The 23,608-nt window shown below is 59.5% G+C and carries 33 protein-coding genes and 1 tRNA gene; 17 read left to right on the top strand and 17 right to left on the bottom strand.

Annotated features, from left to right (window positions below; translation table 11 throughout):
• Window positions 1-105: 105 nt before the first annotated feature.
• Genes MY494_RS13165 through MY494_RS13155 form a run of 3 tightly spaced genes read left to right on the top strand, consistent with a single transcriptional unit; the run spans window position 106 to window position 2,596 of the window.
• Window positions 106-1,239 carry a trypsin-like peptidase domain-containing protein gene (locus MY494_RS13165; RefSeq protein WP_371820726.1) on the top strand — a complete coding sequence of 378 codons (1,134 nt, stop codon included), beginning with the start codon at window positions 106-108 and terminating at the stop codon, window positions 1,237-1,239.
• A gap of 8 nt (window positions 1,240-1,247) precedes the next feature.
• Window positions 1,248-1,907 carry a TIGR04282 family arsenosugar biosynthesis glycosyltransferase gene (locus MY494_RS13160; protein ID WP_247910697.1) on the top strand — a complete coding sequence of 220 codons (660 nt, stop codon included), beginning with the start codon at window positions 1,248-1,250 and terminating at the stop codon, window positions 1,905-1,907.
• Window positions 1,904-2,596, top strand: coding sequence for a TIGR04283 family arsenosugar biosynthesis glycosyltransferase (locus MY494_RS13155; protein WP_247910695.1), 693 nt, complete (start codon window positions 1,904-1,906; stop codon window positions 2,594-2,596). The genes MY494_RS13160 and MY494_RS13155 overlap by 4 nt, the downstream gene beginning before the upstream one ends.
• Here the strand turns inward: MY494_RS13155 and MY494_RS13150 are convergent.
• Entirely contained in the window at window positions 2,593-3,087 is a 495-nt protein-coding gene (locus tag MY494_RS13150) for a GNAT family N-acetyltransferase (RefSeq protein WP_247912069.1), read from the bottom strand. The two genes, MY494_RS13155 and MY494_RS13150, sit on opposite strands and share 4 nt — an antisense overlap.
• A 79-nt stretch (window positions 3,088-3,166) precedes the next feature.
• Between MY494_RS13150 and MY494_RS13145 the strand changes: the two genes are divergently transcribed.
• Entirely contained in the window at window positions 3,167-3,895 is a 729-nt protein-coding gene (locus MY494_RS13145) for an alpha/beta fold hydrolase (protein WP_371820623.1), read from the top strand.
• Here MY494_RS13145 and MY494_RS13140 read toward each other — a convergent pair.
• A complete protein-coding gene (locus MY494_RS13140) occupies window positions 3,892-5,691 on the bottom strand; it encodes an ABC transporter ATP-binding protein (protein WP_247910693.1) in 1,800 nt (599 codons plus the stop codon). The genes MY494_RS13145 and MY494_RS13140 overlap by 4 nt on opposite strands.
• Window positions 5,691-6,326 (bottom strand): ATP phosphoribosyltransferase, encoded by a 636-nt coding sequence (gene hisG, locus MY494_RS13135; protein WP_247910692.1) that lies wholly within the window; start codon window positions 6,324-6,326, stop codon window positions 5,691-5,693. Before hisG ends, MY494_RS13140 begins: the two co-directional genes overlap by 1 nt.
• 29 nt (window positions 6,327-6,355) lie before the next feature.
• Here hisG and gloB point away from each other — a divergent pair, with 29 nt between their 5' ends.
• On the top strand, window positions 6,356-7,105 hold the full coding sequence (gloB, locus tag MY494_RS13130; protein WP_247910690.1) for a hydroxyacylglutathione hydrolase: 750 nt from the start codon (window positions 6,356-6,358) through the stop codon (window positions 7,103-7,105).
• A gap of 3 nt (window positions 7,106-7,108) precedes the next feature.
• Here gloB and MY494_RS13125 read toward each other — a convergent pair whose 3' ends face one another.
• Window positions 7,109-8,203 carry an ABC transporter ATP-binding protein gene (locus MY494_RS13125; protein ID WP_371820622.1) on the bottom strand — a complete coding sequence of 365 codons (1,095 nt, stop codon included), beginning with the start codon at window positions 8,201-8,203 and terminating at the stop codon, window positions 7,109-7,111.
• Between the two features lie 55 nt (window positions 8,204-8,258).
• On the opposite strand from MY494_RS13125, the gene MY494_RS13120 reads away from it, so the two are divergent.
• Window positions 8,259-8,657, top strand: coding sequence for a Rid family detoxifying hydrolase (locus MY494_RS13120; RefSeq protein WP_247910688.1), 399 nt, complete (start codon window positions 8,259-8,261; stop codon window positions 8,655-8,657).
• Here MY494_RS13120 and MY494_RS13115 read toward each other — a convergent pair.
• A complete protein-coding gene (locus tag MY494_RS13115; protein ID WP_247910686.1) occupies window positions 8,546-9,235 on the bottom strand; it encodes an alpha-ketoglutarate-dependent dioxygenase AlkB in 690 nt (229 codons plus the stop codon). The genes MY494_RS13120 and MY494_RS13115 overlap by 112 nt on opposite strands.
• Entirely contained in the window at window positions 9,232-9,891 is a 660-nt protein-coding gene (locus tag MY494_RS13110) for a M23 family metallopeptidase (protein ID WP_247910685.1), read from the bottom strand. Before MY494_RS13110 ends, MY494_RS13115 begins: the two co-directional genes overlap by 4 nt.
• An 84-nt stretch (window positions 9,892-9,975) precedes the next feature.
• Between MY494_RS13110 and MY494_RS13105 the strand changes: the two genes are divergently transcribed.
• The 5 genes from MY494_RS13105 to MY494_RS13085 all read left to right on the top strand — a co-directional run bounded on the left by MY494_RS13105 (window position 9,976) and on the right by MY494_RS13085 (window position 13,286).
• A tRNA-Pro gene (locus MY494_RS13105) sits at window positions 9,976-10,049 on the top strand.
• A 166-nt stretch (window positions 10,050-10,215) separates the two neighbouring features.
• Window positions 10,216-10,455: a hypothetical protein gene (locus MY494_RS13100; protein WP_247910683.1), complete on the top strand. Its 240-nt coding sequence runs from the start codon at window positions 10,216-10,218 to the stop codon at window positions 10,453-10,455.
• A 36-nt stretch (window positions 10,456-10,491) separates the two neighbouring features.
• The gene (locus MY494_RS13095; RefSeq protein WP_247910682.1) at window positions 10,492-10,632 is read left to right on the top strand and encodes a hypothetical protein; all 141 of its coding nucleotides are present in this window, start codon (window positions 10,492-10,494) and stop codon (window positions 10,630-10,632) included.
• 609 nt (window positions 10,633-11,241) lie between these two features.
• Complete coding sequence (locus MY494_RS13090) at window positions 11,242-11,484, top strand: hypothetical protein (RefSeq protein ID WP_247910681.1); 243 nt, start codon at window positions 11,242-11,244, stop codon at window positions 11,482-11,484.
• A 1,511-nt stretch (window positions 11,485-12,995) separates the two neighbouring features.
• On the top strand, window positions 12,996-13,286 hold the full coding sequence (locus MY494_RS13085; RefSeq protein WP_247910680.1) for a hypothetical protein: 291 nt from the start codon (window positions 12,996-12,998) through the stop codon (window positions 13,284-13,286).
• 47 nt (window positions 13,287-13,333) lie between these two features.
• Here MY494_RS13085 and MY494_RS13080 read toward each other — a convergent pair whose 3' ends face one another.
• On the bottom strand, window positions 13,334-13,681 hold the full coding sequence (locus MY494_RS13080) for a DUF3104 domain-containing protein (protein ID WP_247910679.1): 348 nt from the start codon (window positions 13,679-13,681) through the stop codon (window positions 13,334-13,336).
• Between the two features lie 367 nt (window positions 13,682-14,048).
• Here MY494_RS13080 and MY494_RS13075 point away from each other — a divergent pair, with 367 nt between their 5' ends.
• The 3 genes from MY494_RS13075 (at window position 14,049) to MY494_RS13065 (ending at window position 14,848) form a co-directional block, all read left to right on the top strand.
• Window positions 14,049-14,243 (top strand): hypothetical protein, encoded by a 195-nt coding sequence (locus MY494_RS13075; protein WP_247910678.1) that lies wholly within the window; start codon window positions 14,049-14,051, stop codon window positions 14,241-14,243.
• A gap of 170 nt (window positions 14,244-14,413) precedes the next feature.
• Window positions 14,414-14,587: a metallothionein gene (locus tag MY494_RS13070; protein ID WP_247910677.1), complete on the top strand. Its 174-nt coding sequence runs from the start codon at window positions 14,414-14,416 to the stop codon at window positions 14,585-14,587.
• 96 nt (window positions 14,588-14,683) lie between these two features.
• Entirely contained in the window at window positions 14,684-14,848 is a 165-nt protein-coding gene (locus MY494_RS13065) for a hypothetical protein (RefSeq protein ID WP_247910676.1), read from the top strand.
• A 507-nt stretch (window positions 14,849-15,355) separates the two neighbouring features.
• On the opposite strand, the gene MY494_RS13060 is transcribed toward MY494_RS13065, so the two are convergent.
• Window positions 15,356-16,234, bottom strand: a complete 879-nt coding sequence (locus MY494_RS13060; protein WP_247910675.1) for a LysR family transcriptional regulator substrate-binding protein — start codon at window positions 16,232-16,234, stop codon at window positions 15,356-15,358.
• A 594-nt stretch (window positions 16,235-16,828) separates the two neighbouring features.
• Here MY494_RS13060 and MY494_RS13055 point away from each other — a divergent pair.
• Complete coding sequence (locus MY494_RS13055; protein ID WP_247910674.1) at window positions 16,829-17,059, top strand: hypothetical protein; 231 nt, start codon at window positions 16,829-16,831, stop codon at window positions 17,057-17,059.
• Window positions 17,060-17,118: 59 nt separating this feature from the next.
• On the opposite strand, the gene MY494_RS13050 is transcribed toward MY494_RS13055, so the two are convergent.
• Window positions 17,119-17,367: a hypothetical protein gene (locus MY494_RS13050; RefSeq protein ID WP_247910673.1), complete on the bottom strand. Its 249-nt coding sequence runs from the start codon at window positions 17,365-17,367 to the stop codon at window positions 17,119-17,121.
• Window positions 17,364-17,588, bottom strand: a complete 225-nt coding sequence (locus MY494_RS13045) for a hypothetical protein (RefSeq protein ID WP_247910672.1) — start codon at window positions 17,586-17,588, stop codon at window positions 17,364-17,366. The genes MY494_RS13050 and MY494_RS13045 overlap by 4 nt, the downstream gene beginning before the upstream one ends.
• A gap of 412 nt (window positions 17,589-18,000) precedes the next feature.
• On the opposite strand from MY494_RS13045, the gene MY494_RS13040 reads away from it, so the two are divergent.
• On the top strand, window positions 18,001-18,285 hold the full coding sequence (locus MY494_RS13040) for a hypothetical protein (RefSeq protein ID WP_247910671.1): 285 nt from the start codon (window positions 18,001-18,003) through the stop codon (window positions 18,283-18,285).
• 177 nt (window positions 18,286-18,462) lie between these two features.
• On the opposite strand, the gene MY494_RS13035 is transcribed toward MY494_RS13040, so the two are convergent.
• From MY494_RS13035 to MY494_RS13005, 7 genes are all read right to left on the bottom strand, one after another.
• The gene (locus MY494_RS13035) at window positions 18,463-19,248 is read right to left on the bottom strand and encodes a prohibitin family protein (RefSeq protein ID WP_371820621.1); all 786 of its coding nucleotides are present in this window, start codon (window positions 19,246-19,248) and stop codon (window positions 18,463-18,465) included.
• Between the two features lie 148 nt (window positions 19,249-19,396).
• Complete coding sequence (locus MY494_RS13030) at window positions 19,397-19,603, bottom strand: hypothetical protein (RefSeq protein ID WP_247910670.1); 207 nt, start codon at window positions 19,601-19,603, stop codon at window positions 19,397-19,399.
• 2 nt (window positions 19,604-19,605) lie between these two features.
• Window positions 19,606-19,848 carry a DUF2973 domain-containing protein gene (locus MY494_RS13025; protein WP_247910669.1) on the bottom strand — a complete coding sequence of 81 codons (243 nt, stop codon included), beginning with the start codon at window positions 19,846-19,848 and terminating at the stop codon, window positions 19,606-19,608.
• Window positions 19,849-20,783: 935 nt separating this feature from the next.
• A complete protein-coding gene (locus tag MY494_RS13020; protein WP_247910668.1) occupies window positions 20,784-21,179 on the bottom strand; it encodes a hypothetical protein in 396 nt (131 codons plus the stop codon).
• Between the two features lie 151 nt (window positions 21,180-21,330).
• Window positions 21,331-21,852: an alpha/beta hydrolase gene (locus tag MY494_RS13015; RefSeq protein WP_371820620.1), complete on the bottom strand. Its 522-nt coding sequence runs from the start codon at window positions 21,850-21,852 to the stop codon at window positions 21,331-21,333.
• 379 nt (window positions 21,853-22,231) lie between these two features.
• Window positions 22,232-22,480 carry a hypothetical protein gene (locus tag MY494_RS13010; protein ID WP_247910666.1) on the bottom strand — a complete coding sequence of 83 codons (249 nt, stop codon included), beginning with the start codon at window positions 22,478-22,480 and terminating at the stop codon, window positions 22,232-22,234.
• A gap of 369 nt (window positions 22,481-22,849) precedes the next feature.
• Window positions 22,850-23,056, bottom strand: coding sequence for a hypothetical protein (locus MY494_RS13005; RefSeq protein WP_247910665.1), 207 nt, complete (start codon window positions 23,054-23,056; stop codon window positions 22,850-22,852).
• 381 nt (window positions 23,057-23,437) lie between these two features.
• Here MY494_RS13005 and MY494_RS13000 point away from each other — a divergent pair, with 381 nt between their 5' ends.
• Entirely contained in the window at window positions 23,438-23,587 is a 150-nt protein-coding gene (locus tag MY494_RS13000) for a hypothetical protein (RefSeq protein WP_247910664.1), read from the top strand.
• The last annotated feature ends 21 nt before the right edge of the window (window positions 23,588-23,608 follow it).

Here is a 23,608-nt window from a genome sequence, read left to right as displayed (position 1 = left end):
GACGTCCCTTGGGGTTCATGAATATAGGGGTGGTCTGAGGAGGGAGTGTCTCCGATGATGCGCCTGAACACCTGCCCCACACCTTCGCTCCGCATGACCCGTTTGATGCATGGCGTTCGCCCCCAGCTCACCTTGGGTTGCCTGCTGCTGAGCATGGGCTTGAGCGGCTGCGCCACGGGTGTCCTGCGGCTGCCGGGCTGGAACGGCGGCAAGGGAGGTGATCCCGCTCAGGTCAGCGATGCCCCCGCCGCCGCGCCGCTGCCAGGGGGCAAAAGCTTTGTTGTGAACGCGGTCGACAAGGTGGGACCGGCGGTGGTTCGGATCGACACGGTGCGGCGGGTGGTCAACCCGATGGGCGGACTGTTCGGCAGTGGCCCGTCGGTGCAGCAACAGCAGGGTCAAGGCTCGGGCTTCATCACCCGATCCGACGGGGTGATCCTGACCAACGCGCACGTGGTGGAGGGCACCAATGAGGTGGGCGTGACCCTGCCCGATGGCCGCAACTTCAAAGGGAAAGTGCTGGGCTCGGACCCGATCACCGATGTCGCCGTGGTGAAGGTGGCCGCAGCCAACCTGCCGGTGGCGCCCCTGGGTAACTCCAAAAGCGTGCGTCCTGGGGAATGGGCGATCGCCATTGGCAACCCCCTGGGTCTCGACAACACCGTCACCTTGGGAATCATCAGCGCGGTGCAACGCACCAATGCCCTGGGGGAGGGGCAGCGGGTTCCCTACATCCAGACCGATGCAGCCGTGAATCCGGGCAACAGCGGCGGGCCACTGATCAATGACCGGGGCCAGGTGATTGGGATCAACACCGCCATCCGCCAAGCTCCTGGGGCGGGCCTGAGCTTTGCCATCCCGATCAACCTCGGGCGCCAGATTGCTGCCCAAATCCTCGATCGCGGCCAGGTCTCACACCCCTACATCGGTGTTCGGCTGCAGGCCCTCACCCCGCAGTTAGCCAGAGAAGTGAATGCCACCGATGCCGAATGCCGTCTGCCGGAGACCAAGGGCGTCGTGGTGGTGGAGGTCATCCCCGGCAGTCCCGCCGCCAAGGGAGGCATGCGCTCCTGTGACCTGATCGAGCAGGTGGGGGGCAAGCCGGTGAAGAACCCCTCTGAAGTGCAGGTCGCCGTGGACCAGGGACGCGTCGGCCAGAACCTGGCGATCGTGATCCAGCGCAAAGAACGGACCCTGACCCTGCAGATCAAACCCGCTGAACTCCCCCGCGGGAAGTAAGCGCAGCCGTGGCAGCCCCTCTCACGCTGGTGGTCATGGCCCGCTGGCCGGCCCCCGGGCGCTGCAAAACCCGCCTGGCCCGCCATGCGGGTCGCTGGGCGGCCGCCCAGATACAACGACGGCTCACGCACCACACCCTTCAGGTCAGCGGCCACTGGAGTCAAGAGAACAACCACTCCCTCCAGGTCGCCGTCGATGGACTGGCCCCCCGTGCACTGCGCCGCTGGCAGCAGGAGCTGCAGACCCTTGCTCCAGGGATTCGCCTGGGTGCTCAAGGGGGCGGAAACCTGGGCTGCCGCATGCAGCGGCAATTGCGCCGGGCCTTCCAGGGGGGGGCGCAACGGGTGCTCGTGATCGGCACGGACCTACCGGCCCTGGAAACCCGGGACCTGGAAGACGCGGCTGATGCATTGCTTCAGGCGCCGCTGGCCTTCGGGCCGGCCCGCGATGGCGGCTACTGGTTGATTGGTTGGAACCGCTCTGGCTTCTGCAGCGGCGGCGCCCATCTCATGAGTGGCATTCCCTGGGGCAGCGACCAGGTGCTGGAGCGAAGCCTCGCGGCCGCGAGCGCGCTACAGCTGCCGGTCAGCCTGCTGCGGGAGCAGAACGATCTCGATGAACGCAGTGATCTTGAGGACTGGCTGCGCTGCCAGCTGCCGCCGCCATGAACCGGCCATCCCTCACCGTCGTGATTCCCGCTCGCCAGGAAGCGCAGCGGCTACCGCTATTGCTGGCGGATTTGCAGCAGGCTCCTCCGGACCTGGTGACGGAGACCATCGTGGTGGACTCCAGCCCTGATCCAGAGACCGCTGCCGTGGCCCAACTGGCAGGTGCACAGGTGGTTCGCAGCCAAGCCAATCGGGGACTGCAACTGCAAGTTGGCATTGGGGCCTCAACGTCTCGGTGGCTGTTGCTGTTGCATGCCGATTCGCGACTCCCCCTCCATTGGGGGGCACTGGTGGAGCGAGCCATGACCAAGCCCCCTGCGGCTTGGTATTTCGATTTCAAGGTCACCGCGGCCGGAGCCAACCTGCGGCTGCTGGAGTTCGCCGTCCAGTGGCGCTGCAGGATCAGGGCCCTGCCCTATGGCGATCAAGGGCTCCTGCTCCCCCGCTCCCTGCTGAATCAGGCCGGCGGGATGCGGCCACTACCGCTGATGGAGGATTTGGATCTGATCCAACGGCTGCAACCGCTGGCCCCGATCCGCCGGCTGGGCCAGCCCTTAACGATCGATGGTCGCCGCTGGAAACGGGATGGGGTGCTGAGGACAGCGCAGCGCAACGCCGCCCTGCGGCGGGACTGGCGCCAGGGTGCGACAGCGGAAGCCCTCGCTCAGCGCTACTACCGAAACGGCTAGGGGGCGTACCAAAAGGCACAGCGCCGATTCTGCGGTTCCAGCTCCCAACCCTGGGCGCCATAGAACTCGATCACGCCTGGATCGGCAAAGAGGCTGATGCGCTCCACCTGCATCTGCTGCAGGCGCTCAATCACGTACTGCAACAGCTGTTTGCCCAGGCCCAAGCCTTGGTAGTGGGGATGAACGGCCACATCCCAGACGGTGGCTTCAATCACACCATCGCCAGTGCAACGGGCAAAGCCCACCAGGCGGGGCAGGCGCGTGTCATGGCGCCAGAGGGCCACCACCAAGAGGCTGTGCTCCAGGGCTTTGCGAACCCGCCGCATGGGACGGCGGCTCCAACCCACCGCATCGGTGAGTTGCTCGAGCTCATAGAGATCAATCTCCCGCTCCTGGCTCAAGACCAAGGAGGCCTGGGGATTGGGAGTCGCGCACAGGCGATAGTCCCGGCCGTAGAGCCCCTCCAGTTCAGTGGCGGTGGAACCAATCAGAACGGGATCCGCTCCAGTGCTGGGTTGATCCTGACCCACCAGGTCACCCCCTTGATGCAGGCTGGGTCCGTTTCTTGCATTGGGATCCCTGAAGGCAGCACCTCTGCTGGTTGGCGTGCACGGCTGGCTGCTCTCAGGGCGGCTCTGGGAGCCGTTGACCCAGGCCCTGGAGCCCAGGTGGGACTGTTGGGCCCCTGATCTACCGGGCTTTGGCCAACGCCAACGCCCGAAAGAACTGAGAACCAACCTGGTCAGCTATGGCCGCTGGCTCGCCGAGGCCGCCCAGGAACGGGCCCAGGGCCGGCCCATTGTCCTGATCGGCCACTCCTTGGGAGGAAGCCTCGTCCTGCATGCCGCCCCCCAACTGGGGGAGCAGCTACGGGGCATCATCCAGATCGCCTCGGGGGGCGGGGTCTATCAGCCACGTCCCTTTCGGATGGTGCGCAATGGCGGAGCCGCTTTTCTGCGCTGGCGCCCCACCTGGCTCGCGCAACTGCCTGGAACTGAAGCCATTCGCAGCCCTCTGGTGGCTGAACTCCGCGCCGCCCGTGGACTCCTGGCCTGCAGCATGCAGCGCGGGGCCGTGCGCCAGCTCCCAGCGTTGGCCAGCCAACTGACGGTGCCCAGTCTCTGGGTGGTCGGCAGCAAGGACAGCGTGATGGAACCGCGCTATGTCAGGCATCTGGCGGGATATGCGCCAAGCGCAGAGGTCCAAGAGTTGAACGGGGAGGGGCATCTGCCGATGCGAACGGCCCCAGGGCAACTGGCCCAGGTCATGGAGAACTGGCTGGATCGAACCCTGGCCTAAAGCTTGGCCAGGCCGCGTTCCTGCAGTTCAGCCAACTGGGCATAGAGCCCACCGGCGGCCCGCAGAGCCGAGTGGGTTCCCTCTTCAATCAGGCGACCGCGCTGGAGCACCAGGATCCGATGGGCTGCTTCAACGGTCGCCAAGCGGTGAGCGATGACGATGGCCGTGCGTTGGCGCAGCAACTTGTCGAGGTCCCGCTGGAGGGTGGCTTCGGTGGAGGGATCCAGAAACGCCGTTGCCTCATCCATGACCAAGACCGATGGGTTGCGGATCGCCACCCGCGCCACCGAGAGCAGCTGACGCTCACCGGAAGAGAGGTTGCTCCCGCGCTCCCGCAGCTCCGTGGCCAAACCGGAAGGGAGTCGATCCAGCAGGGGCTCGAGCCCCAGCTCAAAGCAGAGGCGCTCGAGCTCCGAATCGCTGACCGCACCATCGAGGCGGAGGTTGTCAGCGACGTTGCCGCTGAACAAGAACGTGTCCTGGAGAACGACCCCCAAGCGATGGCGAAGGGTGGGGATGGGCAACTCCCGGATGTCCACTCCATCCAGCAGGATCCGGCCCCGCTGGGGTTCGTACAGACGGCAAAGCAGACGGATCACTGTGGTCTTGCCCGAACCGGTCGGTCCCACCAGAGCCACATGCTCCCCAGGGGCAATGCGGAAGGAGAGATCTGTCAGGATCGGATCATCAGGCCGATAGGCGAAAGAGACGTTTTCAAAGACCACCTCACCGGCACTACTGAAATCACTACCGCTACGGATGGCGGCGGCGGAGCGCTGGTTGAGGGGGAGCTCCTGAATTTCAACGGGCTCTTCGAGCAATTCACCGATCCGCTCCACGGCGGTCAGGCCCCCTTGGATCTGAGTGAAGCGCTCGGCCAATTGGCGAAGGGGATCAAACAGACGCTGTGAGTAAAGGATGAAGGTGGTCAGGGTGCCGAGGCCCATGGCGCCAGCGGTCACCATCCAGCCCCCCAGGGCCAGCACCAGGGAAATCGCCCCGAGGGAAACCCACTCGATCAGAGCCGAGATCGAGGAGTCATAAAAGATCGTGCCGTTGACCGCACTGCGGTAGGCATCAGCGGTGCGGGAAAAGCGGGCTGAGTTGTGGGATTCCCGGCGGAACATCTGAACCACCTCGAGACCCTGCAGGTTCTCCTGCAAATCCGCATTCAGCTGAGAAAGCTCTTCGCGGACTCGGTAATTGGCCTTGCGATACCGCTTCTGCAGCCAGAGCATCGTCAAGGTGACGGGCAACTGCACAGCCAGCAGCAGCACCCCCAGGCGGGGTTCGATCGCCACCATCGTTCCAGCGATCACCATCAGGGTGACCAGATCAGCAAGCAAACCCACGGCGCCGCTGCCGAAGACCTCAGCGAGGGCATCGACATCGCTGGTCAGTCGCGTCAGCAATTTGCCGACCGGGGTGCGGTCATGGAAGCGCAGCGACAGATCGAGGGAATGGGCGAATAGGTCGTTGCGAATCCGAGCCGTGAGGCGTTGCCCCACGGCCTGGACGTTGAAGCTCTGCAGCCCCTGCAGGCCAAGGCGGATCAAGACCGCCACCGAAAGCAGGAGAACCAGTGTCCGCAACTGGGCCGAAAGGGGCAGGGCCTGCAGCCAGGGCAAAACGGGCTCCTGACGCAACGCCGAAATCGCCTGCCCCACCAGCAGGGGTTGAACCGCCGCTGCCCCCGCCACGGGGATCAGAAGCACCACGGTGAGGAGGAGCCGTTTGCGGTCCCGCCCCAGGTAGGGCAGAAGACGCACCAGGCGCTGACGATCACGCTTGGCCATCAGGCGCCTGCGCTGGCGATCTGATCAACGATCGATTGGATCGGGCCGGAATCGAGTCGCAGGGACAGTGGATGGCCCACCAGACGAGCGGTGGAGTGGAACAGATCCTCGATGGCAATCAAGCCGTTCTCCTCAAGGGTGCGCCCCGTGGCCACCAGATCGACGATGGCTTCACTCATGCCGGTGATCGGACCCAGCTCCACAGAGCCCGCCAGATGGATCAGCTCCACAGGGAGATCCAGAGCCTCGAAATGCTCTTCTGCGCAGCGGGTGAATTTGCTGGCGATGCGGCAGTGGGCCGGCAGATCACTGGCACGGCGGTAGGGACTGGAGGCCTTCACAGCCACGCTCATCCGGCAACCACCGAAACCCAAATCCACCAACTGAGCGACAGGCAGCTGGTGTTCCTTCAAGACGTCGTAGCCCACCACCCCAAGTTGGGCCTGCCCGTAGGCCACATAGACCGGGACATCGGCATTGCGGACCAACAGGGCCCGGGCCCGGCCGCAGACGCTGGGCACCATCAGCTGGCGGTTTCCAGGCTCAAGCACCGCCGCGAAATCCAGACCAGCGGCTGCGAAGCGGCGAACCGAGTCCTTCAGCAGGGCTCCCTTGGCCAGCGCGACGGTGATCATGGTTGGCAGCCAGAACCGGGACTTTAACGATGCATGCCGCCACAACGGTTTCGCTGATCCCTGTCCTGAACGACAACTACGTGTTCGTCTTGCACGGCGGCGGCCGCGGTGCTGCGGTGGTGGATCCAGCTGTGGCCGAGCCAGTGGTCGCCTGGCTGGAGGAGAGGGGCCTGGAGCTCGAGGCCATCCTGCACACCCACCACCACCACGACCACATCGGCGGGGCGCCGGGGTTGCTGCAGCGCTGGCCCCAGGCGGCCGTGATCGCCAGTGCCGCTGATCGAGAGCGGATCCCGCTGCAGACCCAAGGGGTCCAGGGGGGCGATCAGTTCATGCTGCTGGGACGAAGGCTGCGGGTGATCGAGGTGCCCGGCCACACTCGCCATCACATTGCCTATGCACTGGAGCCCGAGGCCGAGGAAGCGCCGGAGCTGTTCTGCGGCGACACCCTGTTTGCCGGTGGGTGCGGGCGACTCTTTGAGGGCACGCCGGAGCAGATGCTCAGCTCCCTGCGAAGCCTCAGCGCCCTGGGGGCCGAAACCCGGGTGTGGTGCGCCCACGAATACACCGAAGGCAATCTGCTCTGGGCCGCGGAAGTGGAACCCGAGAACGAAGCCATCCGAAAGCGGCTTGCGCTTGTCCAGCAGCTTCGAAGCGAGGGACGTCCCACCATTCCCAGCAGCATTGGCCTTGAGCAGGCCACAAACTTGTTTATGCGGGCCAAAAACGCCGCTGCCCTGCGGCAACTGCGCGGCCACAAAGATCTGTGGCGCGGCTAGGGCTCAGCCGCGGGCGATGAGAGCTGTCCCGCTGGGGTAAAGGCGGGCCGGCTCACCCGAGCGCAGGCGCAGGTGACAGCGCTGGCCGCGGGAGTAATTGAGATCCAGGGGCAGACGCAGGCGCAGCCGCAGGTCGTTGAGCTGCACCTGGTACAGCCATTCGCGGCCCAGGAATTCCCTGCCCACGACCCAGGCCTCGGCGTCATCGTCCGGGACCAATTCGATGGCCTGCTGGCTCACCAGGACCTCTGAGGCACTGGCCGGTCCAACTGTCGCGGCCTGATCCACCGGATCCAGGACTCCGATCGGCGTCTCGCACTGGCCCGCCTGGACCTGAGCCGGGAGCAGGTTCCCCTGGAGGACAAAGCGCCCCACAAAGGAGGTCGCCGGGGCGGTGACCAGATCCCGAGGGCTGGCGCATTGGTGCAGGTGCCCGGACTCGAGCACAGCCACCCGATCACAAATCGCCATCGCCTCCTCAGGGTCGTGGGTGACGATCACACCACTGGCGCCGCAACGGGCCAGGACTCCGGGCAGCTCAGCGCGCAGGCGTAAGCGCACCTCCACGTCCAAGTTGGAGAAGGGCTCGTCCAGGAGCACCAAGGAGCAGCCAGGAGCCAAGGCGCGGGCCAAGGCCAGGCGTTGCCGCTGCCCGCCGGAGAGTTCATGGGGATAGCGGCGCTCAAGGCCCTTCAGGCCGAGCAGTTCCAACAGCCAGGCCGCTCGGCTGCTGTCTTGGCCGCGCTTGAGGCCAAAGCAGGCGTTGCGCCAGGCATCGAGATGGGGAAAGAGGGCGTAGTCCTGAAAGACCATTCCCACGCCGCGGCGCTCGGGAGGCAACCAACGTCCCTGACCAGCCACGGGGCGGCCGCCAATCGAAACGGAGCCGCGCTCGGGCTTCTCAAAGCCGGCAATCAGCCGCAGCAGCGTGGTCTTGCCACAACCCGAGGGCCCCAGCAGACCCACCAACTCGCCGGGCTTGAGCTGGAAGTCAATGTCGCGCAGCGTCCAGTCACCGTTGGAGGCGGGACCGCTGTAGCGATGCCAGAGACCACTGAGCTCCACCTGCGGCTCCTGGGGGAGATCAGGACTGGGCATCTCAGGGGGCATTCAGCGGGTTCGCCATAGGCTCGGCGCCACATCCTCTCGTGCAATGACCCTTCCAGCGATTGAGGCGGTAACAACCGCAGCAGCTCCAGCACCGGTGGGCCCCTACAACCAGGCCGTGAAGGCTGGTGGGATGCTCTATTGCTCCGGCCAGATCGCCCTGGATCCGAGCACCGGCGCGATGGTCGGAGGCGGTGATGTGGAAGCGGAGACCCGGCAGGTGCTGAGCAACCTGCAGGCGGTACTCAAGGAAGCCGGCTGCACGCCTCAGCAGGTGGTGCGCACCACAGTATTCCTGGCCGATCTGGGCGACTTCGCCAAGGTGAACGCGCTCTACGCCGAGGTCTTCGGAGAGGGGGTCTCCCCGGCTCGGGCCTGCGTCGAGGTGGCGGCACTACCGAAGGCCGCCCGGGTGGAAATCGACTGCATCGCCGTTCTGGGCTGAATCCGCCGAAAGGTGAGATTGATCCGCTCGGTCTTGACCCGAGCGCGCGCCGGAAGGGCGTGCTGCCAGTGGGCCTGGGTGGGCGGATCCATCACCAAGAGATCACCGTCATCAAGGCAGACCGAAAAAGGCGCCTCGCCCGCAGAGCGGGGCCGAAAGCGCAGATCGCGGGGTACGCCGAGACTGAAGGAGGCGATGGGAGCGTTGTTGTCGAGTTCCGGTTCGTCATCGGCATGCCAGCCCATGCGATCGGCTCCGCTGCGGTAGCGATTGAGCAGCAGGCTGTTGAAGCGAACCCCCAACTCGTGCTCCAACAGATCCCTGAGCGCCTGCACTGAGGGAGTCCAGGGGGTAATCGGCTGCACCTGGCCGCTGTAGCGGTAGCTGCAGCCGGGGTCGGCCATCCAGCAGGTCAGGCGTGGCGTGGGGTGCTGCTTGCCAAAGACCCGTACCAGGGGCTGCTCCCAAGGAACCTCTTGAACCAGGCACTGACGCAGCGCCGCGGTCTCGACCCCATGGGCTTGGAGCCAGGCAGAGCCATGGCGGAGCCTCAGGCCCGGGCGCTCAATCGTGATCAAGGTTGAACGCGGGCTTCCGCCAAGGGGGGCGGAGCAAGCGGCAGCAGGCGTGTGGCCTGATCCAGAACAGGAGTGGGATCGAGGGCCAGCATCTGCTCACCCTGACGTTGGCGCAGCTCCACATGGAGATGGGGACCACTGGCTCGGCCGCTCTGGCCAACCAAGCCAAGGGTGGAGGCGGCCGTCAAAAAGTCGCCCTGACGGACGTTGGCACTTTGCAGGTGGGCATAGAGGCTCTGCCAACCGCGGCCATGGTCCAGGACCACGGTCAGGCCATAGCCATCGATCGGCTCCGCCAGGACCACGCGGCCCGGAAGCATCGCCAGAACGGGGGTCCCAGCGGGAGCCACCAGGTCCTGGCCGGCATGCATCCGCCAGACCCCACGGGAGCTGGAATAGCGCCAGCCGTAGGGGTCCACCTCACTGGCTTTGACCGCCAGCGGATAGACCACCCGAATCGGCTGACCGGGGCGCAGGGGCCAGGCCAAGGCATCCGGCATCGCCCCGGTGATTCCCAGCTCTGGTGTCAGGTCGGCAACAGGGGTATCAGCGGGAATGCGCAGGGGCTTCTCGGGGAGGTCAGCAGCGCGCAGGGGCAAGGCGCCCACGACCAACCCCACGACAACAGCAACAGCTCGAACCGGGTCGAATCCCATGGAGGGGAGAACACTGCGGGCCCGTTGTAACGGCACCTGCCGACGCTGCCAGCCCTCCGGATCGACCGGTAAGCTCCACTCATACGGGGCGTGGCGCAGCTTGGTAGCGCGGGTGCTTTGGGAGCACTAGGTCGCAGGTTCGAATCCTGTCGCCCCGATTGATTGCTTGGGTTCAACCTCGTACGCGAGGTTCCCAATCTGGCCCCCAACTGGTGCCTGGAGAGTTGTCTTGCACTCCTGAAGCGACCTAAGTCAAATCCTTTTCAGGACTTCATTCGATCAAAGCAAAGCCCTTTCGCGATGGAAAGTGGGCGAGGGCTCCAGGTGAAAGGACTCACCCCGCTAGCGTTGGGGAGACAGAGTCAGCAGATGCAAAAAGTCCAGCTGAACATCAAAATTGATGTTGACCTCCTTCAGAAAATCAAATCTCATTCGATCCGAGAAGGCCTGACCACCACTGAGTTTGTATCTAAGACTCTTGAACAGGCCATTGCAGAGCACAAGGCACTGAACGTCGAAGAGCGCCTTTCGAGACTCGAAGAGAAGCTTGGTCTAAGAGGCTAGCTATACAATCTAGGTCAACTAGTGGCCTCACTCGACTTGGATCGCGCTGCTGAGATCGTCGTACAACTCGAAAAGGGCGGGCATGACTGGTTGCGCGCCAAGGCTGAGGAGCTTGGCGTCACCCTTGAAGAGTTAGCGGCAAAGCTACTCGCCGAAAAGATTTCAGATAAAGAATAGCCCACAGTTACAACTACTTTATATACATATTCATGGAGTTTTTAGGTCAAGTCGGCGCCTCAGCGAGACAGGGCGAATAAGACGCTTCGGCCACCGCACACCACTCACATGCGGCACGACGAGGCCTGCTCCTCTGCCGCTGAAAGGGAGCCACTCACCGACCAAGTCCTGATCACCCTGTTCCCATGGACGACAGCGGCTGTCATCAGCAAGAAGGCGTCCACGCTCAAGGCACGAAGAAAATCTGAGCAGAACTACCGATGCCCTTCACGATTGAAGTCGGCGATGAAAGTCTTGGTGCGCCGTCCACGAGCCAGAGCCGGTCCTTACCGCCTTGCTTGTCCTAGAGGCACCGCCACCAAACACAACCCAAGCGCTCCTGCTAGGAGCGTTTTTTATGCCTGCACCGCTGAGGCAACCAAGGCCGTAACCACCGAGGACACAGCTGTCGTCGCGCCCCGACCCAAGAGAAGGTATCGCTCAACGGCTACACCACAACGTTCCCGAATGACGAGCGGTGGCGTTGGGAGATATTGCAGGAGTTGCAATCCACTTCACTTGGAATCGTGCGAAGTGGGAAGATGGGCTCTTCATCTGAGCAATCCGCACATGAAGTGGGAGTACACGCAACTGCGATTCATCCCACGAGGCAAAAGCTGGACAGGAGAAATCGAAGAGCTCTGGCTTGATCAACGACAAATCATCTTCAGATCAAGGCCGCGTCCGGACATCACCCTTGGTGGGGTGATGAACGAGCTCGGCGATGACGGCTGGGAGTTGGTGACGTACTCCCAGCCGTTTACTGGCTACCACGGAGGCTGCTACACGTTCAAGCGAGAGAAAGGCCGTTAGCACAAGCACCTAGGGCCTGGTCAAATCAAGCCAAAAGTGTTGGGTCCATACGCTCTTGTCGCTCCGCTTCTCAGTCAGCCGTCACAACAGTGGAGATGGAACAAGCCCTACGAGCACTCTCCAAACAGGAAGAGCTCGCCATCGCACACCCGATAATAATTCCGACAACTGGGCGGTGAATTAGGGAGCTGACGCAGGCGCCAGACTTCCCAAGGGAAGAGCTTGATGACCAGGAAGCTTGCCGAGCAAAGAGACCAACCTCGCCTTCTCTTCTCTGACACGATTGAGCGCAGCGATTAACTCATGTTCGGAATCCTCCAGGTGAGAGATTTTCTTAGCGATGCCAGCGGGTAATTCCATGGTTTATTCAGTCGGTCCTGAAAGGCTCATGCAATCTGTAGAGCGCGAGAATTCAGGATCAAGCGCACAAAGACGTCTTAAGATCTCTTGCTTATCTATGATAGACAGAGATCCATCACGAGACCATTTGAGGCATGTTCTACCGTCACAAGTCTGTGGATGATTTTTGATTGAGGATGGAGCCATGACACCTCTCCTCTTTGGTGATGCAATCCTTGGACAGAGCAGAACATACCGATACCCCCATATAGGGGCAATCACTTCATTGCATTGACTGCCCTCAGCCATAACTGAAAGAGAGGCGCACTTGAGCACCTCCATCTGAGCGGAGTCCATCCGGCCATGCCACCGGCGAGCCCTTCAGCAACCCACCAGTTCCGCTGAGGGTTTGTTGTGACCGTCAATAAAAATCCCCCTGCCCACCGGAAAGTGTCAGGGGGGATGAACATCAGGCCCCTCCTTTCGGAGTCATACCAGTTAAAAACTGATGGCCGTGTTGGCGATAGCCCCAAATGGGGTCAAATTGCCAAGTCATTCAGAGTCAGTACCAAGAAGATGCCAGAAAGCACCTCTCCATACCTCATGCGGTGGGCAACTGAGGTCATTCCTGCTCTTGGGGTTGAGGGCGACCTTTTGCACCTAAATGAGACTGACGAATAAAGCGCTTTCGCTGTGCGCTGTCCTCTGGGCTGACGTCCAAGGGGACAACATTCCAGCCACCGTTGAATAGCGCCTCGCTTTCTGTTTCTGTCATACGAGATCCCCTCGATCAAAAGAAGTGCGGGGGGGCGTATCTCAGGCTCCCCCCTCTCGAGGTTGAAGTCACTGTCGATCTGGTCAGCGCAACACCGATAGCCCCATATGGGGTCATTCGCCAAGGCCAGCCAAAACAGCGCCAAGCCGTGCGCCTGGCTTTCCTGATCTCAGCCTCGAGCAGCATCCACTCCGCAGCGGTGTGCTCACCCTTGGATTTCTTGCCGGTGATCCACAACTCGACACCGCTATTACGGGTGCAGAGCGTCCGCAACTGCCCTTGCAGGCTGAACGCTTTGAATGGTTCCAGCGCGGCTCGCACGCGAGTCGCCAACTCTCTAAGTTTCTTGCCATCTGGGCAGAGGGCAGCAAGGCTGGGGGCACAGGCCACGCCCCCCGTGAGCACAAACCCTCAAAAGGACATCCGCGACCTCCAGTGCGAACTTGACAAGGAACAAGGTCAAACGCGCAAGGCGATTGTCAAAACAGGGCCGTCCAGCGGGAAGGCCCAGAAGTCAGGCAGCTTCGAGGCGGTAGCCGTTGCAGTCATCGGCTTAATCCTCAGCGCGGTAGCGGTTGTGAGCGTTGGCCGGATGAGCGAAGTCGACCGGCGAGCACTTGCCATTGGACTCACCAGCGGCGCTGCCGGCCTCGCAGTCGGATACGGAGTAGGTCGAGTGCGGCGGTAGAGCACCTTTCCCATCGAAGGCCCGGGGCAGAGGCTCGAGTGGTTCTCCTAGATCGCCTTGCCGAGGATGCCGATCTCCACTGTCCGGTGGACAGCATTGGCAGGCGCCTGAGTGGACTTGCTCTGCCGATTGCGGGCCTGAAGAACTCGCGGCTTGTGCGCCTGCGACTCCACCGGCTCCATCTTCCCCTTGTGGACGATGCCCGTGACGATGTTGGGGTTCACGGTTTGGATCCGGCCGGTGTCGACATCAGCGATCTGGAAGAAGGAGTTGGCCTGACAGCGGGCTCCACCCTCACAGTGCAGGACCTGACCAACCCACCACTCGGCCCCATGGGGCTCGACCAGGACGCAATCGCCAACCTGGACTTGAAGGAACAGCGGATCAGAAGCCATCGGAGGCGAGCTAGTACAGACGTTCTAGCTCGGGGCGTCAAGCTCGCCATGCGCACTTGCGCTTCAGGAGCATGAAAAAAGCCGGTCACCAACCCGGCTTCTTCCCTCAATGTGCCTGCATGACACCCCTTAGTCATGGCTCATGGCGACACGGAACTGTTGAGCACAACTACTGATGAACCTGAAGAGTTGATCGGCCATGACCGTCAAAGTGCGCAGCCCACGAGCCTGAGCTGGTCCTCACCACCCCGCTCGTCCTAGCGGCTGCGCCACCACCAGCAGCAATGGCTCAGCGCACAGTTGGCTCTGCCCCGCCGTTGCAGTGGCTAACAACTTCATCAGGGACGTAAGCGCTGTTCTCTTCGAGATGAACAGCGACGCAGCTATTGAACAGAGCTGCCTGCTCAGCAATGACACCAAGCTTGTGGTTGGCCTTAATGGTGTTAACCATTCCTATCCCAAGGAAGAGCGTTGCCAGCGCCGCGAGCACGGGATAGAGGTGAGCGTTGATCAGATCCCTTGGATTCGCCATGAGTTCGTGCGTGACTCACTCAAACTGTGACCGTGGATGGGACCCGCGTCCACAGCAGGAGAAGGGATGGCAGCTGGTCGCTTGGGGCCAGCATGCGGCGAAAGCTCCACCATCAGAGGTACAGAGGTCAGGGCATCGCGACACCCTGATGGTCGCAACAGCAGGACCTGGCTTAGACCGGAGTTAGCCGCCAGATAGAGATGCCCGCCGTACTGACCAAATGCGCCTGCCCACGCTGCAAATGTGATGTCCCTGAGGTTGGAGCCGTTGTTCGCAATGGCCTGAGCTACTGCTCTCAGGCTTGCGCCTTAGGTCATCCAAACAATGAACCTTGCCACCCAACAGGTGCGTGCGGCTGCGACTGCGGCAAATAATCCGATCTGCCCTGGAGCAAGACAAGCAGGGGGATTGGGCTTTAACCATGACGGCGTGGCTGACTCGCTAGCGTCGCCGCCACAGCTTTAAGTCCGATGGATCAAGAGGAACTGAACAACTGGCGCAAGCTGGCTGCAGAGCTGGAGAATTCGGGAGCGACTGACAGCAAGTTCTACCAGCGTGCCAAAACAATCGCTCTTGGCTTCCCAGATCCTTTAAAGCTTGAGAGCGTCAGTGACTCAAGCTCGGCCACCGCATAAAGCAGTGACCTTGGACTAGAACTTCACAAGAGCGTTCACAGGTGAAACGTCTTTTTTTGGTCTCTGCGACTGACTTTGATTCACGAGAAGTGGAGTGCTCGGGATGCAGCGGGGATGCTCTGAACTTGGCATTGCAAGGTGAACGCATTGATCAATGGAAAGTCAATCGGAGAAGCCCAGATGGAAGAGATTGGTTTTTTGACGTGACGATTGCAGGCGAAACGAGAGAATTTAAGGTTCACACCCAAGCATGAGAGAACATCCCCTTCATTAGCTCCTCAAGCAGCATCCACTCCGCCTCAGGAGGCGCGATTCGCCCTCAGCTGCGAATCATTGCATGCTCAGGGCTGATCCCAGTCTGACCCTGGACCCAATGTCCAACCCTTTGAACCGCGAGAGGATATCGGGATCAGAATCAACTTGATCAGGGCCACATCCTCATGAGCTAGCAAGCCTGCGAATCCTGCCAGGGCTATAGCACTAATGGACAAACAGGATCAGCATTAATCAGAAACAAGGGATTAAGTCACTATGAACAGCCGACTTTTCCAAGACTCGCTCTTTAAGACAGGAAACGAGATCCCGAATTCTTTGGTGATCCATTAAAGTTCTTTTGACAACAAGGCTCTCACCACTCAGGAGATTGAGGTCATAATCAAGGACAGTGAGATCCTTCATGACATCCAGGCCCAAGCACGTTGCATAGCAAAGGGTGGCCTGATCCTCCGTCTGGCCGTCCCACAGATGCCTTTTGTATCGCTTCATTCGAGCTTCTGTCGACCACAAGCCATGCGACCGTAGGCACTCTTCAGTGCGCGGGAACCAGCTATCTGGTAGCGACAGCGCCGGGAAGGCCTCAAGGTCTTCCCGGGAAATATCTTTTTTGTTGGCCAAGGGGTGCAGCTTATTAGCAACGAGCCTGACCGGAGTTGTGCACAGGTCAATCACGCAAAAATCAGGATCATCTTGCGAAGGGAGATCAGGTTGATAGCTTCCGATCCACGCGTCGATGATTCCCTTCTTGAGCAAGCGAAGAGGCCGAACCATTCCCAAATGATCCCAGACACCGTTCATCCACCCTGCAGGCTCTGGCGTAGCTAAAGCCGGACCAGCCCAAAACGTTGCTTCAAGTCGAAGCCGTTCATCATCACGAGTCAATCGATAGAGTTGGTGCGTTTCTCTTTCGAGATCCAAGAAAGTTGTATCACCCTCTTCTTGCCACTCGCCGAACTGATCCCTCTTAAGCCAGATACCTAGAGTTTTTTGTGTTTCAGCGTTTCGGCGAGAGATAGTACTTTGCGTCACGAAGAGACGCTTTGCACATTCCTCGCCAGAACGAAGCCATATTTGCATATCTAGACATTTTAGGTCGTCAACAGTGATCACCTGCCCATCCCGCGTTCGGGTGAATGTAGTCACCAAGGCACACCAAATCAATGGCGACACACCATTTATGCAGTTCTTGCATAAATATTCTTTGTAGCATTGTATTCAAGCAACAGCCCAAGAGAAGGAATCTCCGCCAAAAGCACTAACAAAGGGCTGGCAAGTCCCGTACTGCAGGCAGCGACTGCAGCACCAATAGACGAAGGAAGCAAAACAACGACCTCTCAAGGCATCACACACAGCGCGCCGCTGCCACCCCGCCCGAGCCCATTGAGCCGATCGCCGTCGTCACCACCTTGATCATGGCGCTCAACAACCAAGCCTGGGAAACCTCTACAGGCCCAAGAACCCAGAGGGCCTCTGCCAAGTCTCACGAGACTGCCGATGCGGTAATTCCGCAGCAGTGTGCAGCACTTTCAGGTATGCACTTTTTGCAAGCTTCTGGATGTTACTATGTTTTCTGTACAGACTTGATAGCAGCGCGATAGCGCTTGAAGCATCTCATTGGCCTTTTGGCTATGTCGCTGCTTCGCAAAAGGCTCGATCAACGACCCTTTTGCCTTTAATATTTCCTTCAGGGTTTATTCATTCACGATGTCCCGGGAGCGTCGTCTCGCCATCTCCTCCACCGCAGTGCAGGACCCTCGTCGCTACGAGCTGGCCATCCGAAAGCCGCAGCGCGTGACCATCACCGTGCCTTGGGCGCTCTATGAGCGGATGCTCAAGCAGAGCGATGTTCAAGGTCGTTCGCTATCGAACTTGGCTTGCCCCTGGCTTGAGCTTCACGCGGATCAGTTGGATCGAGCTGGGATGTTGAGTCACTAGGAGCACCAAGCCTTTGCTTAGGGCCAAAGGCCGGGATTGACTTCGGTGGCCGATGTTCTCTACGGGTCAGTGTCGTCGGGATAGAGCAGACCGTTCAGCACAACACACATCGCATCCGACAGTCCAATGGCCAATGAATGAAAGCTGTCATCGATGAGCGCTTGCGTCCCATCACTGGGGTGCTCAAGACAAAGCTGAATCCGTGCTGCTTCTTCTGGCGTGCATTGCTGAAGCATGGCATCGACGGCAGCGTTCCACGCCGCCTCGAGGTGGCTGTTGATTTCAACCTCCGCAGGAGTGAGCCTCATGCTTGATGCCTCAATAACAGATGTGTGATCAGCAACAGATCACCGGCTTGAAGCTCGATCAATTCATCAGCATCGATACTGCTGGGCAGCTTGTCTAAGCGCTGCTGAAGCCGGACCAGGAGTTCAGCAACCTGCCCCCGACGGAAGACAGGATGGTCATCGAGACGCTTGCTGTAATCCGCCAGTGGAACCATCGCCCATTCCTTGCGGCTATCGGTCAAGGCTTCCCATAGAGAAACCTGATCGGGCAGGAATGGCGCCCGATCAAGGTCACCACGAGCTCCAGCGTGAGCAGGGGCGCTCCTAGAGGCAAGCTCTCCGTGGGTGCGATCCCATTTCAATTCGATCACCATCTGAACTCCGCAAAGATGCAGCCCTGAACTCGATCGAAAACAGGGTCTACGGGGGCACACTCCCGAGCCAATGATCGAGAAGCGGAGGCTTTCAATCTCGACTCGGAAGTGCTGGGATTGACAGGCCGCATCAACTGCGCCGTCATCTCGTTTGGATCACCATCGAAGTCCCTCCGGCCCTGTTCCACGAACTGGCGCAGACCGCGGCCGAGATTCCAAGATCACCCCCTTTCCGTTGCATTGAGCCTCAATCCACTCACGGGGCGGTGGGGGAAGTGGAGTGATCCTCTGGATCTTGGATTTGAGCGCTAGTCGCTTCTTATTTGCAGCTCTTCGCGCTGCCACCTCTGCTGTGAACTTGTTGGGATTGCAATTGGTGTTCTTGGTTGGATCCATGGGGTCAAACCTCGGTAACGGCAGTAAAAGCGCTGTTCCAATTGGCGTCTACACCGATCCTGGCGCAGGACGGATGCTCGCCTCAGAACGCCAGACAACGGGCGCCAAGAACGGAACATCACCGCCGAACCCACTAAAAGCAACCCTGGTCGACATCGCAGTTTTCTGAAGCGAAACTGCGGCAATTACGGCACCAGTCGAAAGCTTGAACGCTCAACACGCCACTAAGAGCCGCTTCCACTCAAACGCCTGAGAGGTGATTCACTACGACCACTTAGCCGACAGAGGGATTAAGAATCCACAACGCGCTTGAACAAGTAACGGTCAGCGCAGTTCAGCGCAATGTTTAACTGCGCCCAACAATCACGGGTGGAGTGCTGGAGCCAAGACCCGGCACGACTTGCGTCTTTCCATCCCACTTGTCGAGAAAGAGCTTGTAGAGAACCTGTTCGTTTAGTCCTTTGTTGAGTGTTTCGAACTTGATCGCCTCTTGCTCGGCGATCTTCACTTCCGTTTCCGCTCGAAGCAGCTGCTGCTCGGCAATTTGCTTTTGCTCAATAGCAGAGCGGTATTCCTCGGCGATCTTCAAGCCTGTAAGGTCAAGGCCTTTGACAGATACATAATCAAACTTCTGGAGCTCCCTAGCAACACTGTCTTCTACAATTGATGAAATAGTATTCCAGTCCGTCGCAATCTCAACAAGCTCGTACTTAGAGAAAACAGATTTTAGAGCCTTGAGCAAAGAAGGCTGGATAATACGCGAATAGATTCCATCGTCACCAACAGAAATTGTGCTATAGATTCTAGGCGCTTCTTCAGTTTTTACTGCGTACTTAATCGTAGCCGTCGCCTCGATCACCTGAAGATCCTTCGTCAGGGTCGAGAAAGCCTCAGGCTTCACCTGAGTTCGGACATTAAAGAGGTGGATCGATTGAATGAGTGGGACTTTGATGTTGAGGCCTGGGAGTCTTGGCTGGTCACTGACCTTGCCAAGTGTCGTAACAACAGCGACCTGACCCGCGGGCACAACAAAAACAGCACCCAGTAAAAGTATTGCCGCTACAAAAGCTCCAACAATGGCCAGGGGAATGCTGGTCTCTGAATTTCCAGGTGTAATGTTCTGCATTGACATCGATGATTAATTCCATCGTGCAGCGGATAGGCAAGCGGTGTGGCCCTGCTGAGGGTCTCGTCACATACCGATGTGCACAGAATGCACAACTGTCCTCTGCTCGATTTTGAGTGAGCCCACCTTCAAAGGAACACGCCTGGGGCCACGGTTAGATGGCTGACGTGATCTTGAGAGTTGAGGCAAGTTTGAGCCTCCTCTCTTCACTCTTGAGAAAATCACCCCACATTCCGATCAAAAAGCTCAACATATTCAAGGCCCGCAGCTGCTCCTTCGACCCCGGGGCCGTGCACTTGAAGTCCATGAACAGCTGATCTGCAACGAGCCGCTGCTCTTTGCAGCGAGCATCAATCGTCATGGTCAGCTCTCCGAGGACGCGATGCCTTTCATGTCCGAAAAACGAACAGCCCAAAGCTCTTCCTTGGTGACCTCTCCGTCTTCGTTCAACAGCTCTGGGTGCACCGTTCGACGGCCCGTCCGATCCAGCGATCGACTGGGGGCTGAAGGCCCCGCGCTGGTCGCCAACCGCATCATTCCAAACGCCCGAACAAGCAGGAAAACTCCAGCTGCTGCGTAAGCAAGCGGGAAGAGAGTCGAAAGCATCGAGCCTCCAAGGCGGATGTGAAGAAACGTTAACGGCAAGTCCGTGCTGGCTGAGAGTCTCGCCATCGGGGACGGCAAGCAGAAAGATCCCCATGGCTGGCAAAGCATTGGCCGACACTGTCCAGGAACCGGCTCAAAGCCCTTGGGGAATCTCGAGTGCACACATCTGAAGGAAGAACGCGTCAGATCTGCAGAGGATCCGAGATCGACCAAGAGTGATCGTTAGCTTGCCTTTGGTGTCGCCACCACGCACCCTGCAAAGCCCCCGGTCTTGTCGGCCCGGGGGCTTTGTTGTGCTCGATCGATGCACCGCTTCAACGTGGGCCTTTCGACGTTTTGGCAATCGGATTCATCGACTGGCCTGGATAAACCATCGCTGACTTGAGGTATGAAGAATTCGTTTCAAGCCTCTCAACAGAGTGCCTGGAAGGCCGATCAGGAGAGTGAGGGTCCTGCCCACGGCACTGAGCTCGCAATCACCTGACCCTCGAGAGACTATGCAACAAAAAAAGCGCCCCGAAAGGGCGCTTTGGATTCACGTGGTCACAATCAGAAAATCGGAACCACCCCACGACCCAAACCGGCCAATTGGGCCTGCTCAAGACGCTTGGCCTTGAGGATCTGAGCGCGAATGAGGGCGAGTGTGTTCATGGCGTGAGCCTCGAAATGGCAGCCCCGTTCCCTGCTGCCAAATCATGCATCCCCAGAGGAGACGAACGTGGAAAAAACTGTAGCAACAAATACACCTCATGGATGTATCACGGTGCGCTAATCCGTGTGTTCGCGCACTCGGCAGACTGAGTCACCAGTGACCAGGCATAGATCCGTCGTCTGCCGGAGGCGTTCTATGCCTCCGATCGATCAAAACGCCATCGGGAAGCGATCCAGCTCAGGTCAATGGCTGGTCAACACCAAGGAAACGGCGGGCAAGCCTTTTAGTTCATCAAGTTCTGAATGTTTAACAGCGCTTTGCCATCGGCACTGACTGACACTTCAGTGGTGACAGAAGGGGAACGGCCCTCCGCCTGCCAACCGGGAGATCCGCCGGAGAACCTGAAAACGAACCCCAAGCTGTCGGATTGGATCAGGCAACTCTGCCTTGCAAGAGTTGTCGAGAACATGCATGCCGCTGGCACATAGTGGCGTAGACCACCGTTCAGGCTGACTGCCTTGGTGCGCGCCAGATTCATGGCTCGTTGAAGAGAAGGTCCTTCCTTCTGCAGACGATCGATCTTGTCGAAGGTCTGCTGAACGTCCTGGGCACAGACCGGAGAGGTAATGGATGCCAAAGCCGACAGAGCGACCAATGATCTCAACGAAAAGCTGGCCATGCGTTTCCCTGTCGCGATGGGAGAGTCACAAAAAACTCTGGGGCAACCGAGGCTTGAAAGCAAGGACCCAGATAAGGCCGCGTGGTTCATGGAGGAGCAAAAAAAGCGCCCTCCAACAGGGCGCTTCAGCAGCACAGATTTTGCTCAGGGTTTACCAGAGGCCGCGAACGGGCTGCTTCACCGGCTCGGGTGCTTCAGCGGTGTAAGCCGCAATGCAAGCCGGGGTGTTCATATACCAGCTGAGCAGCGAGGTGGCCTGCTGGCTGTTCTCGATGCTGTTCACATCACAGACCTTCATTGAGCCCTGGAGGCGCTGGTCAGTGGGCAACATCTTCATCATCCCGTAGCTCGACAGCTTGCCGTCGGCGGAGTCGAGAATGATGGAGCTACGCACGGCCTGCAGGCTGTTCTGCTGGCTGTAGTAGGGGGTGTAGTTGTTCTCCTGAATGCTCTCTTTCAGGAACTGTTCACCCTTAGGGGAATACAGGAAGCGAGCCACTGCGGCCACATCCACGTCGTATTCCTGCTGGAGACCAGCCTGAAGCTGATCGTTCGACCAACCGGACAGGTTGGAGAGGTTGCGAGGAACGGGGTTGTCGATCACCTCAGAACCGCCCAGGGGCAGCAGGGTGTTGGAGCGAACAAAGCCGTAACCGACAGCACGGGCCGTCATCCGCGGTCCGCCATGGGGAGGGACAAATACGGCAGGCCCATAAGCCACACCAGACTCATCAGAATTCAGGGGAATGGGCGACTGGGGATTGGCTTGAGCGGAAAGGCCCAGGAACAAACAACTGGCACCCGCAAGAGGAATAACGAATTTCAACATTGGAGGAAGAGAGAGAAGACTCTGCAAACAAACCCTTCCCGATATGGGAATGCCAAGCTCAAGAGGTCCTAGAGCCACTCCTTGTCTTCAGCTTTGAACCCAATGCGTCACAAAAGACTGACAAATTAGCTACAAAAAACCAAAAAATGTAGCCGTCATCACAAATCCCGGCGGTGGAATATCTTGCGCGAAAGAAAATTGCGCCTCTCAAAAACCTTGCCTATCAACGAATGTCGATTGGTGGCGTCTGCTTGCGCGTGATCCGCTCAACCTCCGCCGCGCGGCGAGCGGTTCCGGCCTCGCCCAGCTCAACCGGAAAACGATTGGTCTTGAGATTGCTCTGGAAGCGGTTCCAGAACGCGTGGAACTTGTCTTTGCAATGGGCACCCATATCGACTCTCTCGAAGCGAAGACTCAAATCAAGGACGAGGGGTCCACTCTCAAACGGGTTGGCCGCCGAGGCAATGGGCATTTAGTCCGATTGCATCGGTGATGAATCCGAATGACGATGAGCACATCGACCTCGGAGGCGTTTTGGACGACACTCCACCTCAGAAGACGATTGGAGCGAGCTGACTGCAGACCCCTGCTCCATACAGTTTTCTCATCCACCCACGGGCCCGTCCTCAATCTCGGCAATGACCGGGGGACGCTCCATCCACACCCAGAGAGGTGTCCTCAGGAGCAAGAAGGCCCGCCACTTGGAAGCTTGGCCCCAGGCGCCCCGTTCAGCAGCTCCAAACCAATTCAGTCTTGTCCTTCGCCGTTGATCCAATGCGCGAACGAGCGAGGTCGGCCGCCACTTCCACCTGGGAGGGGCGGCCTTCCCATAGCAATCCCTTCATGCGGCAGCGGGCTGATCGAGCTCCCAACAGCTCGAGCCCTGCCGGGTAAACACGCACAAAATGCTCAATTCAGGGCTTGTGACGCGGTAAGTCTTTCCATCGGCCTGACTCTTGAGCATGGCCTGCAATTCAGCAAGTTCTCGCTGTTCATGCGTCTCCGTCTGACTCCAGCCCTGGCGTGTGAGGAGCTCGATCGTGAACATGGACCCCTGCATCTAGTGGATGCTCAAGGTTGATTGATACGCGACTTTTCGCATCAATTAACAGAAAGACTTCGGGATTACCAAGCCAAGGGGTAGGGGTGGGATGACGAGAGAGCACCCCTCAGTCCCCGCCTCCACGCCCTGAACTCCCAGCTACAACGTGAATAAGACGAGGGGGTTCAATGGATCCAATTGCAGATGTCATCCTCATCCTGCTGTTCCTTTGGGCCACCGTTGCTGTGGTGCGCAAGCGCTCAAGGCCCAAAGGAGGCGCCTGAATCGTCCAAGCCCTAAGTAGAAATACTGAACAGAAAAGAACTGTTCGGGACAAACGCACGGCCTAGACGAATTCAGGGACCCTCAGGCAACTGAAGAAGAGCCATGGGGTTCATCGCCGTTTTCGCCGCCTGCTACGTCGCCGGTGCCGCCGCAGTGCAGTTGCAGAACGCCGGCAAGCCTCGAGAAAAGGCGGCACCAGGGTCCTGGGAGAGCGCTTCGCGCTTTTCCGCCCTGAAGCAAAACAGCTACTGAGGCCGCTCGCGGCCCAGGAGC

Origin of the sequence: Synechococcus sp. A10-1-5-1, assembly GCF_023115425.1 — a bacterium.
In the GTDB taxonomy this organism is placed as follows: domain Bacteria; phylum Cyanobacteriota; class Cyanobacteriia; order PCC-6307; family Cyanobiaceae; genus Vulcanococcus.
This window is presented reverse-complemented; position numbering and strand designations above follow the sequence as displayed.